Origin of the sequence: Pseudomonas sp. FBF18 (assembly GCF_024261405.1) — a bacterium.
Lineage (GTDB): Bacteria > Pseudomonadota > Gammaproteobacteria > Pseudomonadales > Pseudomonadaceae > Aquipseudomonas > Aquipseudomonas palmensis.
Window position 1 is genome coordinate 35343 of sequence record NZ_QKRS01000009.1, and the last position, 13139, is coordinate 48481.

General features: G+C 61.9%; 7 protein-coding genes. 2 read left to right on the forward strand and 5 right to left on the reverse strand.

What is annotated here, in order from left to right:
* The first annotated feature begins 81 nt into the window (after window positions 1-81).
* A complete protein-coding gene (locus tag DN387_RS15410; RefSeq protein ID WP_054916539.1) occupies window positions 82-3018 on the forward strand; it encodes a DUF748 domain-containing protein in 2937 nt (978 codons plus the stop codon).
* A 136-nt stretch (window positions 3019-3154) separates the two neighbouring features.
* Here DN387_RS15410 and DN387_RS15415 read toward each other — a convergent pair whose 3' ends face one another.
* Window positions 3155-3508, reverse strand: a complete 354-nt coding sequence (locus DN387_RS15415) for a BON domain-containing protein (protein ID WP_043863815.1) — start codon at window positions 3506-3508, stop codon at window positions 3155-3157.
* Window positions 3509-3834: 326 nt separating this feature from the next.
* Between DN387_RS15415 and DN387_RS15420 the strand changes: the two genes are divergently transcribed.
* Window positions 3835-8895, forward strand: a complete 5061-nt coding sequence (locus tag DN387_RS15420; protein ID WP_054916540.1) for a hypothetical protein — start codon at window positions 3835-3837, stop codon at window positions 8893-8895.
* Window positions 8896-8970: 75 nt separating this feature from the next.
* Here DN387_RS15420 and pnp read toward each other — a convergent pair whose 3' ends face one another.
* The 4 genes from pnp to rbfA all read right to left on the reverse strand — a co-directional run bounded on the left by pnp (window position 8971) and on the right by rbfA (window position 13072).
* Entirely contained in the window at window positions 8971-11076 is a 2106-nt protein-coding gene (gene pnp / locus DN387_RS15425) for a polyribonucleotide nucleotidyltransferase (protein WP_043863817.1), read from the reverse strand.
* A gap of 250 nt (window positions 11077-11326) precedes the next feature.
* Window positions 11327-11596 (reverse strand): 30S ribosomal protein S15, encoded by a 270-nt coding sequence (rpsO, locus tag DN387_RS15430; protein WP_010222985.1) that lies wholly within the window; start codon window positions 11594-11596, stop codon window positions 11327-11329.
* Window positions 11597-11749: 153 nt separating this feature from the next.
* Window positions 11750-12667 (reverse strand): tRNA pseudouridine(55) synthase TruB, encoded by a 918-nt coding sequence (gene truB / locus DN387_RS15435; protein ID WP_043863818.1) that lies wholly within the window; start codon window positions 12665-12667, stop codon window positions 11750-11752.
* A gap of 3 nt (window positions 12668-12670) precedes the next feature.
* A complete protein-coding gene (rbfA, locus tag DN387_RS15440; protein WP_043863819.1) occupies window positions 12671-13072 on the reverse strand; it encodes a 30S ribosome-binding factor RbfA in 402 nt (133 codons plus the stop codon).
* Window positions 13073-13139: the final 67 nt, after the last annotated feature.

Consider the following 13139-nt stretch of genomic DNA (forward strand, 5'->3'; position numbering starts at 1 on the left):
TCCGGTATTTCGGACTACCTTCGGAACCGAATTAACGTGCCATACTCCAAGCACTCCCGCTCTAGACAGACGACGCCGCACATGCCCAAAGGATTGAAACGCGCCCTCGGCGCCTTGTTGGCCGGCCTGGCCCTGTACAGCCTCCTCGGTTTCCTGATCCTGCCTGGCGTAGCCTTGCGCATCGCCAATCAGCAGTTGGCCAGTTACGCCACCGTGCCGGCGCACATCCAGCGTATCGAGCTCAATCCGTTCAGCCTCGAGCTGACGCTATGGGGCTTGCAGATCGGCGAGACCGGCAAGGAGCAGGTCGGCTTCGAACGCCTCTACGCCAACCTGCAGCTCGACAGCCTGTGGTCCGGTGCCCTGCACCTGGCAGCCGTCGAGCTGGACAAGCCGCGCACCGAGCTGCTGTTCGCCAAGGACGGCAGCCTGAACCTGACCCAGCTGTTCAAGCTGCCGCCCAGCGAGCCCAAGCCCGAGACGCCGGCAAGCGAACCGTTCCCGCTGCGCATCGGCAGCATCAAGCTGAGCGAGGGCTACCTGCACTTCCAGGACCTGCGCCCGAGCGAGCCGATCGAATTCCTCTACGACTCGATGAACCTGGAGCTGAAGAACCTCAGCACCCTGCCCGACGACAATGCCGACATGACCCTGGTGGCCGCCGGGCCAGAGGGCGGGCGCATCGACTGGGCCGGCACCATCAGCCTGGTACCGATCGCCTCCGAAGGCACCCTCAAGGTCACCGACGGCAAGATGAAGGTGTGGTGGCCGTACGTGCGCGACGCCCTGCCGCTGGTGCTGGAAGACGGCGTGCTCAACCTGGACACCCATTACAAGCTCAACCTGTCGAAGGAAACCGAGCTGCTGCTGGACAACGCCTCGCTCAGCATCGCCCCCTTCGCGATCAAGGCCCCAGATGGTCGCCCGCTGGCCCGCCTGGCCAGGCTGGACGTGAGTGAAACCACGGTCGACCTGGCCAAACAGCTGGTCACGGTCGGCAAGATCCGCAGCGAAAAGCTGGAAACCTGGGCGGCCCTGGAAGCCGACGGCCAGCTCGACTGGCAAAAACTCTTCGCCAGCCAGCCTGCCAAGGCCACCCCCAAGGAAAAGGCCGAGCCGGCCACTGCCGGGGCCGCGCCGCAGGAAGCCAGCGCCAAGGCCGCGCCCGGCAAGCCGTGGCAGGTGCTGCTGCGCGACGTGCAACTGCGCAACTACCAGGTTCATCTGGCCGATCGCTCGCAGAAAGAAGCGGTGGCGCTGGATGTAGGCCCGCTCAATCTCGACCTGCAGAACTTCGACAGCCTCAACAAGAGCCCCTTCACCCTCAAGCTCGACAGCGGCGTCGGCCGCCAGGGCAAGCTGCAGGCATCGGGTGAGGTCAACCTGGCACCGGTCAGCGCCCGGCTCAAGGTCAGCACACAGGACATCGACCTGCGGGTAGCCCAGGCCTACATCAGCCCGTTCATTCGCCTGGAGCTGCGCAGCGGCATGCTCGGCAGCGACCTGAACGTGGACCTGAAGAACACCGCCCCGCTGGCGTTCAGCGTCACCGGCAAGGCGCAGGTCAATCAGTTGCATACCCTGGACACCATCAAGGGCCGTGACTTCGTCAAATGGCAGCAACTGAACGTGGACGGCCTGGACTATCGCCACGGCGATACGCTGAGCATTGCCAAGGTGACCCTGCAGCAGCCCTATGCCCGCTTCATGATCAACGAAGACCGCACCACCAGCGTGGATGACCTGCTGATTCCGCAGCCGGCCAACGGCGCCGCCAAGCCCCAGGGCAAGCGCACGGCCAGCAATGAAAAGCCCTTGGGTATCCGTATCGGTGGCATCGACATCAACGATGGCTCGGCCAACTTCGCCGACTTCAGCCTGACGCCCAACTTCGCTACCGCCATCCAGCAGCTGAACGGCCAGATCGGCACCATCGACAACCGCCAGCCACACCCGGCCAAGGTCGATATCAAGGGCAAGGTGGACCGTTATGCGCCCGTCACCATCAAGGGCGCGCTCAACCCGTTCGACCCGATGGCCAGCCTGGACATCGCCACCAGCTTCAAGCGTGTCGAGCTGACGACCCTGACGCCGTATTCGGGCAAGTTCGCCGGCTACCGGATTCGCAAGGGCCGCCTGAACCTGGACCTGCACTACCTGATCACCAAGGGCCAGCTCAAGGCCGAGAACAAGGTGGTGGTCGAGCAGTTGCAACTGGGTGAGAAGGTCGACAGCCCCGACGCCGTCAACCTGCCGATTCGCCTGGCGATCGCGCTGCTCAAGGACACCGAGGGCAAGATCTCCATCGAGCTGCCGGTGTCGGGCGACCTCAACAACCCGCAGTTCAGCGTAATGCCGATCGTGTGGCAGACCCTGCGCAACCTGGTGCTGCGCGCCGCCCAGGCGCCGTTCAAGTTCATCGGCGGGCTGGTCAGTGGTGGCGGGTCCGAAGACCTGGGCACCGTGTCCTTCGCCCCTGGCTCAAGCGAGCTGAGCAGCGATGCCCAGGGCTCGCTGGACAAGCTGGCGGCAGCACTCAAGGAACGCCCTGCCCTGCGCCTGGAAATCGAAGGCACCAGCGCCCAGAGCAGCGACGGGCCACTGATTGCCGCACAGCGTCTGGATCGTGAGTACCAGAGCACCTACTACAAGATCCTTCAGCGTCGCGGCGACAAGGTGCCGGCACAGGCCTCGCAACTGCAGGTGCCCGATGGCGACAAGCCGGCCATGCTCGAGGGCATCTACCGTACCCGTCTCAAGCAGCAGCCACCGGCCGAGTGGGAGCAGCTGGACCGTGCACAGCGTACTGCCAAGCTGCAGGAAGCGGTGATCAAGTCATGGGCCGAGAGCACCGTGCTGCTGCGCCAGCTCGGTCAGGCACGCGCCAGCAGCATCAAGGACTACCTGGTCGACAAGGGTCAGTTGCAAGACGACCGGGTGTACTTCATCGACGCCACGCTGGGCCAGGCCGAAGCGGATGGCCGGGTGATCTCGCCCCTGCACCTGGACGCCGAGTAGGGCTGGCGGGAGCACTGGCGCCAGGCCAGCGTTCCAGCGCACAAAGAAAAGCCCCGGCTGACTGCGCCGGGGCTTTAGGGTTGGCCACCTCCGTGTGGCCTTTCGCATGAACCGTCAGGATCAGCGAGCGAAACGCTTACTCAGCTTTCAGGCCATCAGCCGAAACGGCTTTCACGCCCTTGATTTTCTTGGCGATGTTCACCGCAGTGGTTTTCTGCGCTTCGGTGATCGCGGTGGTCGAGGACAGGGAAACCACACCTTTGTTGGTTTCGACCTTGATGTCGGTACCCGGGATGCCTTTCTCGGTGACCAGGTCGGCTTTGACCTTGGTGGTGATCCAGGTATCGGAAGTTTCTTCTTTGGCCTTGGTCATTTCACCAGCAGCCAGCATCATCGGTGCTTGCGATGCAGGTTGGGCTGCAAAGGCGGCGTTAGCCATGGTCAGGGTCAGCGCGGTGGCAGTAGCAGCAGCAATAGCGAACTTCTTCATACGAGACACTCCTGTTTTTCGAAAGGTCTGCGCCGTCATTCCTGGCAGCAGGTAACAGGGATAGTGCAGAAGCTGTGCCAACCCGAATAAAAAATAAAACCTTTAAAAATCAACAGCTTAAAAATCACCAAAAAATAGCCCATCGTGCACATTGCATGCTTTGCGATGGATGCGCGTGCAAGTTGCATGTTCACAAAATACCGCCGCACCCATGCCCGGGAATCCAACGGGCGTTGCAATATGTACCACTGCCTTCAACAGGGCACCCTCTAACGTGGCAGGCGTCGTGAGCCGGATGAACCGGGTCCCCCGCTGCAGGAAACGCCATGATCGTGATGCCCTACTTTGAGCCCGGCACCTTGCGCGCAGGCTTCATCACCGCGCTGGAGACCGCACAGCGCGACCTGAGCCTGAGCATCATCGAAGCGCGGTGGCTGCGTCGCCTGGCCGATCAAACGACCCTGCCGGCGAGCATGCGGGTGGAGGTGACAGGCAACCTGCAGCCACTGTCTGCCAATTGCCTGGTCATTCATCAGCGCGACCCACTGCTTGAGGCGACCTACCTGTACAGCCCATTGCATGGCGTACAGGGCTTCAACACGCTGCAACAACTTGAAAGTGCCCTGCAGGCCCAGCTGACTCACCTGGGCGTGCCGAGCGAACCGCTGCAGTTCGTGAACCTGAGCGATGCCGTGTTCACCCGGTGGTCACACCACCTGATGCAACAGCAAATCGATCTGCTGCGGGGGCAAGCCAGCGGGCTGGCCAAACTGCCCACCCTGGCCGGTGTTCTCGACAGTTGCTTGAGCACAGCCTTCTCGACGCTGCTGGAGGGCGTCGACGACATCGCGCAACAACGGGTCCAGGTCATTGCCAGTAATCCCAGCGTGGTGCGCACGCAGGCCCTGGCCGATGTTGCACTGGACGCGTTCAGCGGCCAGCCGCTGGGCATCGACCTGAAGCGCCGTTTCGTACGCGATGGCACCGCAACGCACGACACGCCCGACCCGCTCGCCTGCGAGCAGGCCCTTGCCAGCACTGCCAAGGCCGTTCCGGGGGCCTTTGCACAGGCCCTGCGAAGCTATTGGAGCAGTGTCGACAACGACGTGGGCAGCGATAACCGCGAAGCCCTGGCACTTGGCCTTGCCGACAACTACTGTCGTACGCTGTTGCGAGCGGCCAATGAACAACGCATCGACACCCCTCAGTTGCAATGGCTGCGTGAAGCGCTGATCCCCGACCTGGGCGCCTTGCGGGTGTGTAGCCTGGCGTTGGTGCCAGCGGCTCAGGGCATGGGTAGGACGGTGCTGCTGGCCGACAGCCTGGCCCTGCAACAACCGACCGATACCAGCAAGGGGGTGTTCCTGTTCAGCACACGAACCGGGTTCCAATACTTCGCCGATCAGGCCGCCCTTGAACGGCATTGCCAGGCCCTGCTCACACAACCTGCTTGCCCCGCCTCGATCAGCCGCGATGACTGGGAGCAGTTGCAAACCAGCGCGACGCCTGTGGTCAGGCTGGTCGAGGTCGGCCAACCGATGTTCCTCGCACTTGCTGATGCGCTGATCGCACTGGTCAACCGGCGTCTTGCCCACGCACTACGCTTCCCCGGTGCCCAGAGCAGCACGGCCATGGCCGGGGTCGAAGATGCACTGGACATGCGCGCGCTGGTGGACAGGCGCCTGACCCACCTGGGGGTCAACGGTCGATGGCTGCCCGATGCACAGCCAGCAGTCGCCATGAGGCTGCCCGTGCCACCCAGCCAGAGCGTTACGCTGGTAGAGCGCCTCACCCGTGCCAGGGCACTGCATCAGCTGTTTCAATCCCTGGCCACCGCCCAGCCGAAGGTGCAGTCCTGTGTTCTGGACATGCTTGCCCCCAGCCTCGACGCCATCAGCGACGGCCAGTTGCACCCCTTGGACATCCAGCTCAAATGGGCAGAAAAGACTGGCACGGTGGTCGACAGGTTTCTCGAACAGCTGGGCGAAACAGGCAACCAGCACGCGCCGCAGGATCAGGTGCAGGACCGGCAAGGCTTGCCACTGTCGTGGCCGTCGGCACCCGTGATCCGGCAACAGATCGACACCCTTAAAGCGGGCTTTGCCTCGACCTACCTTGAACAACTCGAGGCGTTCGACACGGGTCGGTTGCGCCTGAAGGACAGTGTGGTGTCCCCGCTCACGAGCATGCGCAGCTTGTACGAAGCGCTGCTGCGCATCGAACTGGAGCAAGCCCGCGAGAACGGCGTGATCGATGACGCGCTGCTCGACCTGCTGCAGCAAGCATTGGACCGGCCGGGGCACAGTGCCATTCGCCTGCACAGCCTGAGCTTGTCGGTACCCGGCAAGGCCGGGCTGCTGCCACTGGCCGATGCATTCGTGCTGCAGCGGGCAACGGCCGACAATGACAGCCTGTTGCTCTGGTCACCGCTGGAGCCACTGAGTCAATTCAGCAGCGAAGCAGCCTTGCGCTCTGAAATGACCGGCGCATTCGACGACCCGGAGAAGCTTCATCAGTGGCTGAGCCTGGTGAACGCCGAAGACCTGCGCAACTGGCACACCCTGGCGCAGCTTCCAGGTGCCAGTCAGCCCAGCGTACGCCTCATCGAACAAAGCGAGCTGTTCGCGTTTGTTGAACACAGTGCGGCACGCTTTCGTGCTGCAACCCGGCGTTACTACCTGGGCTATGCCCTGCGCAGCAGGCTCGGCACCTCATTGCTGCAACGCTTCATCGATAACCAGGCCGCCAGGCACCCGTTCGAAGGGGCCTTGCAGCGGGTACGCGACAGCCTCGAGGTTCAGTATTTGCGCACCCTTCTACCGGCATGGCTATGCAACGCGACACCGCAGCAAATGAAAAACTACGCGCAACTGGTGCAGGCCTGCGCCCGTGTCAGCAACCCCAAGTTCAACTACCTGTTCTCGATCCCAACGCTCAACGACTTCGCCAACCAGCAGCTCAAGGCAGGGCTCGCCCAGGATTACCCGAGCGCACCGGACGATCCCGACCTGATTACCGTCACCTTCACGCACTTCACCCCCAACCCGGTAATGCCCGGCCAGACGCCCTCGCCGATTTCCTCGGACCTGGCCACCACCACCAAGACACTGAGCGAGTACGCCCTGACCCACAGCCGGTTGACCGGCACAGCGACAAGCATGAAGGTCAGCGTCACGCGACCAGGCATGGCACCTGAAGCGCTGGAAGCAGCCACCATCCGCAACATGATCGACCGCCTCGACGTGGCCAGTGCATACCGTGCCCTGCTCGAGAAGAAGTTAACCCCGCAGGATCCCGACTACCTCGAACGCCGTCATCGCTACACGCTGGTATCCACCGCCTACCTGATGGAAGAGGGGTATCAGCATTTTCTGGACAACAAACTATCGGCCAAGGCGCTTTACTACTTTTCCCATGTGCTGGCCAAGCCGGATGCCCTCGCCCGCGACCTGGTCGAGGGCAGGAAGATCACCCTGTGCCAATTGCAGCTACGAGCCGAGCAAGGGTTCGCCCCCGATACCGTGAGGGGCATGTATGTGATCGGACCGCAGGGCGAACAGGACGGGCCCCTGGTGTTGTACTGTGCCTACCGGCCACACAAGATGTTGCTCGAGTTCAAGGACCAGGGCGCACTGCGCAGTGCCATCCTCTCGGACCCAGAGCTGCAACGAGATATTCTGAACCGGCTTCCCGACACGGTGCAGTCGCGATACGACCACAACGGCTTTCTTCACCCCCATCTGTTCTGGTCCTCATCGGACCTGTTCGATTTCTCGCCCACCCCCGGTGCGGTTCAACTGGTGCGCAGCGAGATCGAAGGCAATGCCCTTGACTACCTGTTCACCGAGAACGTGGCATTCCTGCGGGCACTGACCAAGGCACGCACGGTAACTACCGCCGAGGAATACTGGAATGTGCTGCGCTATGTAATGGGCCTTGCCATCGAGCAGAGTTCGTTTTTCCTGCCTGGAAAGCTGGCAGCCATGCTCAGCTCGCTACAGAGTGTCCAGTGGTTGCAGGCATCCGGTAACGCCGCTTTGCAGCACAACTGGGGCGAATCGCTTGCGGAGTTCGTCACCGCCCTGAGTGGCCTGGTCATGATGCGCCCAGGTGGCTCGAGCGTGAGCAGGAAGACACCTGACGAGCCTTCACCAGTCACGCCTGCACTGGAACTGGACCCTGCCTGGAACGAGGTACTGCTCAACCCCCTGGTACCCAACCGGCTGAGTGACCTGCAGGCGCAGAACGTGCAACTCAAGGACATGGTCCGCAACACCACCCTGGGGCTTTATTTCGCCCCGGGTACCGAGCGTTTCTATTGCGTGATCGCGGGCCACGTCTATGAAGTGGCCAAGCCAGCACAGCAGTGGCAGATCATCAAGCAGGGCCGACTCGGGCCCACGCTGCAAAGAACGGGAAATCAGTGGCAGGTTGATCTGCAGGAAGGCTTGCGTGGCGGCGGCGCGGCCTACAGCAGTTTCGAAACGGCCCTGGCCAACGAAGACATATCCCTGCGCTACACCACGCTGGCTTCGGGAATGAAGAACATTGCCGCGCTCCAGCCGACCAAGTACCAGATGCTACTGCGTGCCCATGCCTTGAGCCGCCACTATCTGGACACCTGCCTGAAGAACCTCAACCTGTCTTCGCCCCAGGCGCCCCTGCCGCCCGAGACACTGAGCATCTTGCAAAACGTGTTCGACCACCCTCCCTCAGACCAGACAGTACGCCTGCTGCGTGACTATACCCAGCGGATACTGGACGAGCTGTTGTCAGCCTCGATGGACACGGTCACCTCCAAACGCCTCGTAGTGGGCATGAACATGCCCGGTCAGCGCGATACCTACGGTTTCACCTACCACAACGACCCCGGCAAGCGGATCTTTCTCACCGAGCGCGTGTTCACCCTGCCATGGGACGTTTCGATTTACGCAACGCCACCGGCCATCGAGCTGCTCGCCCACCAGCAAGCAACGACGCTGATACACGAGCTGTCACACCAGGTACTTCGAACCGTGGATATCGCCTACGTGGAAGCCGCGGCCCCCTTCCCGGACCAGATCAGCCAGCACACGCGGGGCGGGCGTATCGCCTATCAGACGATCCTTGGCTACAAACAGAACGGGCTCTCGATCAACACCCCCGCCCAGGCGCTGTTCAGAACCTTCGACACCTCGAGCCAGACCTGGAGAGATATCAGGAAAAAGGATGGACGAGCCCTGCCCGCGATCTTTCGGCTAAGCAAGACAAACACCCTGGCAGCTGCACGCACTGCGTTCTACAGCGATCCGCAGGTACGCACCGACCTGATCCTGGCCAACGCCGACTCGCTGAGCCTGATCATCACCAACCTGGGGCGCAGGCGCTTTGCCGGCGCTGCCGGCTGAAAGCAAAAAAAATGCCCCGTATCCTGCGATACGGGGCATTGGCACTACCGGGCAGTTACCTGCCCTGCTGCATCATCAGACGCCCGACGCCTTGGCGGCGGCAACGTCCTTGATCGACAGCTTGATACGGCCGCGGTTGTCCACGTCCAGTACCAGTACTTCGACTTCCTGGCCTTCTTTCAGGATGTCGGTCACTTTCTCGACGCGAGCATCGCTCAGCATGGAGATGTGAACCAGACCGTCCTTGCCCGGCAGGATGTTGACGAATGCACCGAAGTCGACGATGCGCTCGACCTTGCCGACGTAGATCTTGCCGATCTCGGCTTCGGCAGTGATGCTCAGAACGCGCTGGCGCGCAGCTTCTGCAGCATCCTTGGTTTCGCCGAAGATCTTGATCGAACCGTCGTCTTCGATATCGATCGACGCCTTGGTTTCTTCGCAGATGGCACGGATGGTTGCGCCGCCCTTGCCGATGACGTCGCGAATCTTGTCGGTGTCGATCTTCATCGCGATCATGGTCGGTGCGTTTTCCGACAGCTCGGTACGCGACTGGCCAATGATCTGGTTCATCTGGCCGAGGATGTTCAGGCGCGCTTCCAGGGCCTGGCCCAGGGCGATTTCCATGATCTCTTCGGTGATGCCGTTGATCTTGATGTCCATCTGCAGCGCGGTCACACCCTTGGCGGTACCGGCTACCTTGAAGTCCATGTCGCCCAGGTGGTCTTCATCACCCAGAATGTCGGTCAGGATGGCGAACTTCTCGCCCTCTTTGACCAGACCCATGGCGATACCGGCTACCGGCGCCTTCATCGGTACACCAGCGTCCATCAGGGCCAGGGAAGCGCCACAGACCGAAGCCATCGAGCTCGAACCGTTGGATTCGGTGATCTCCGACACCACGCGGATGGTGTACGGGAACACGTCGGCGGCCGGCAGCATGGCCTGGACCGAACGACGGGCCAGACGGCCGTGACCGATTTCGCGACGACCAGCACCGCCCATGCGGCCACACTCGCCCACCGAGAACGGCGGGAAGTTGTAGTGCAGCATGAAGGGGTCTTTGCGCTCGCCTTCCAGGGTGTCCAGCAGCTGTGCGTCACGTGCAGTACCCAGGGTCGCAACGACCAGGGCCTGGGTTTCGCCACGGGTGAACAGGGCCGAACCGTGGGTTTTCGGCAGCACGCCGACTTCGATGTTCAGCGGGCGCACGGTCTTGGTGTCGCGACCATCGATACGTGGCTTGCCGTTGACGATGTTTTCGCGAACGGTGCGGTATTCGATTTCACCGAAGATCTCTTTGACTTCAGCGGCAGTCGGCTGGCCTTCTTCGCCGGAGAACTTGGCGATGACCTGCTCGCGCAGCTCGCCCAGGCGAGCGTAACGGTCGGCCTTGACGGTGATGGTGTAGGCATCGGACACCGCGGCACCGAATTCGCCACGAATGGCGCTCAGCAGCGGGGTGTTCTCGGCCTTGGCAGTCCAGTCCCAGGTAGGCTTGGCGGCTTCGGCAGCCAGCTCCTTGACAGCCTGGATCACGGCCTGGAATTCGTCGTGGGCGAACAGCACGGCGCCCAGCATCTGGTCTTCGGTCAGCTCCTTGGCTTCCGATTCGACCATCAGCACGGCGTCGGAGGTACCGGCAACGACCATGTCCAGGCTCGAGGCAGCCAGTTGCTCGTAGGTCGGGTTCAGCAGGTAGCCGGTGCTTTCGTGGAAAGCGACACGGGCGGCGCCGATAGGGCCTTCGAACGGAATGCCGGAGATGGCCAGCGCAGCCGAGGTACCGATCATGGCAGCGATGTCCGGATCGGTTTTCTTGCTGGTGGAAACGACGGTGCAGACAACCTGCACTTCGTTCATGAAGCCTTCAGGGAACAGCGGACGGATCGGACGGTCGATCAGACGCGAGGTCAGGGTCTCTTTCTCGGAAGGACGGCCTTCACGCTTGAAGAAACCACCAGGGATCTTGCCGGCGGCGTAGGTCTTTTCCTGATAGTGAACGGACAGGGGGAAGAAGCCTTTGCCTGGATCGGCCTGTTTGGCACCGACCACGGTCACCAGCACGGTGACATCGTTGTCGACGGTGACCAATACGGCGCCGGACGCTTGACGAGCAATACGGCCCGTCTCGAGGGTAACGGTCGATTGACCGAACTGGAATTTCTTGATTACCGGGTTCACGGTTTCCTACCTTCTTCAGTGGCTCTGGGGGAACTGGTTCTTGCGAATTCTTGGGCAGCACAGGGAATCGGCCCTGTTGGCAGTCCAGATAAAACTAGAGGTTGGGAGCCTGCCCTGCCCTTGCGGTAAACCGCGCGGGCGAGGCAGACAGCCAACCTCATAGATACGCGCGGCGTGCTCACCCGCGCGGGGGCCGAAGCCCTCGGCGGATGACAGCAGCACGCCGTGCACACCACTGACCAGGCCGCTATTAGCGACGCAGGCCCAGACGACCGATCAGGGCGCTGTAACGAGTGGTGTCTTTACCTTTCAGGTAGTCCAGCAGCTTGCGACGCTGGTTTACCATGCGGATCAGACCACGACGGGAGTGGTGGTCTTTACCGTTGGCCTTGAAGTGGCCTTGCAGCTTGTTGATGTTGGCGGTCAGCAGGGCAACCTGCACTTCCGGGCTACCGGTGTCACCGGCTGCTTGCTGGTATTCGCCAACGATCTTTGCTTTTTCTTCAACGCTGAGTGCCATCTGGCTTCTCCAATATCAAGGGAAACCGTACACACGGTTTCCAATAGGCCAGGGACAGATCCCTGTATTTAAAAGTGAGGCGTGACCGTGCCTATTGACAGCCATCCTCTTGCCCGCCAGTGCCGGGCCTGAACCCGACACTGAAGGTTTCGATCATTCCGACCGAATCAGTCGACGTGGCGCAATGCGCCCGTCTTCGCTCACTTCACCGATACCGATGAAACGACCGTTGTGATCCTGCACGCGGACCATGCCGAACTTCGGCGCATCCGGTGCACGTACCGGCTGACCATGCAGCCAGTAGAACGCGCTGTGCTCGGAGAAGTGCAGCAACGGCCAGTCCTGCAACCCGCTGTCCGATGGCATCAGGAAGCGGTCGACCGCTTCGTTGCCACCTTCGGCGTGCACCTGCTCGAGCTCTTCGAGGGTGACGGTCTGGGCCAGTTCGAAGGGGCCTGCATGCGTACGGCGCAGTTCTGCAACATAGGCGCCGCAGCCCAGCTGCTCACCGATGTCCTCTACCAGCGTACGGATGTAGGTGCCCTTGCTGCAGCCTACCGAGAGGCGTACCCGGGTGCCTTCGCACTCGAGCAGCTCCAAGCGGTTAATAGTAACAGAACGCGCTTCACGCTCCACTACTTCGCCTGCACGTGCCAGCTTGTACAGCGGCTGGCCATCGCGCTTGAGCGCCGAGTACATCGGCGGTATCTGGCTGATTGGACCACGAAACTGTGGCAGTACGGCTTCAACGTCGCTGCGACCAACGGTCACTTCGCGGGTTTGCAGAATTTCGCCTTCGGCGTCGCCCGTGTTGGTGGTCTGCCCCAGTTGCATCACCGTCTCGTAGCCCTTGTCGGACTCGAGCAGGTATTGCGAGAACTTGGTCGCCTCGCCGAAGCACAGCGGCAGCACGCCACTGGCCAGCGGGTCGAGGCTGCCGGTATGTCCGGCCTTCTCGGCGTTGAGCAGCCAGCGCACCTTCTGCAGGGCAGCATTGGAGGTGAACCCCAACGGCTTGTCGAGCAGGATGATGCCGCTGACGTTACGACGGATACGCTTGACCTGAGCCACCGCTTACTCCTTGGTGTCCAGGGGGGTATCGTCGGACTTGTGCTGGCTGTCCTCGGCGACCGCGCGCTCGATCAGTGCCGACAGATGGGCACCGCGGGTCACGCTCTCGTCGTAGTGGAAGTGCAGTTGCGGCACGCTGCGCAGCTTCATTTCCTTGCCCAGTTGCATGCGCAGGAAACCGGCGGCGCTGTTGAGCACCTTGAGGCTTTGCTTGATGTCTTCTGCGCTGTCCTCGCCCATCACGGTGATGAACACCTTGGCGTGGCCGACATCGCGGCTGACGTCGACGGCGGTGATGGTCACCAGGCCGACGCGCGGATCTTTGACTTCGCGACGGATCAGTTGCGCCAGTTCGCGCTGCATCTGATCGCCGATACGTTGGGTACGGCTGTATTCTTTTGCCATGTTTTGCTACCTGTAACTAAAGCGGCAAACGCCCGGCCAGGCTTGGGCCTGACCGGGCGTTGCGTTC

Excerpts from the sequence above, each read along its gene's own strand:
- DN387_RS15410 (WP_054916539.1), top strand. The coding sequence starts at position 82 with ATGCCCAAAGGATTGAAACGCGCCCTCGGCGCCTTGTTGGCCGGCCTG.
- DN387_RS15415 (WP_043863815.1), bottom strand. The coding sequence starts at position 3,508 with ATGAAGAAGTTCGCTATTGCTGCTGCTACTGCCACCGCGCTGACCCTG.
- DN387_RS15420 (WP_054916540.1), top strand. The coding sequence starts at position 3,835 with ATGATCGTGATGCCCTACTTTGAGCCCGGCACCTTGCGCGCAGGCTTC.
- rpsO (WP_010222985.1), bottom strand. The coding sequence starts at position 11,596 with ATGGCACTCAGCGTTGAAGAAAAAGCAAAGATCGTTGGCGAATACCAG.
- rbfA (WP_043863819.1), bottom strand. The coding sequence starts at position 13,072 with ATGGCAAAAGAATACAGCCGTACCCAACGTATCGGCGATCAGATGCAG.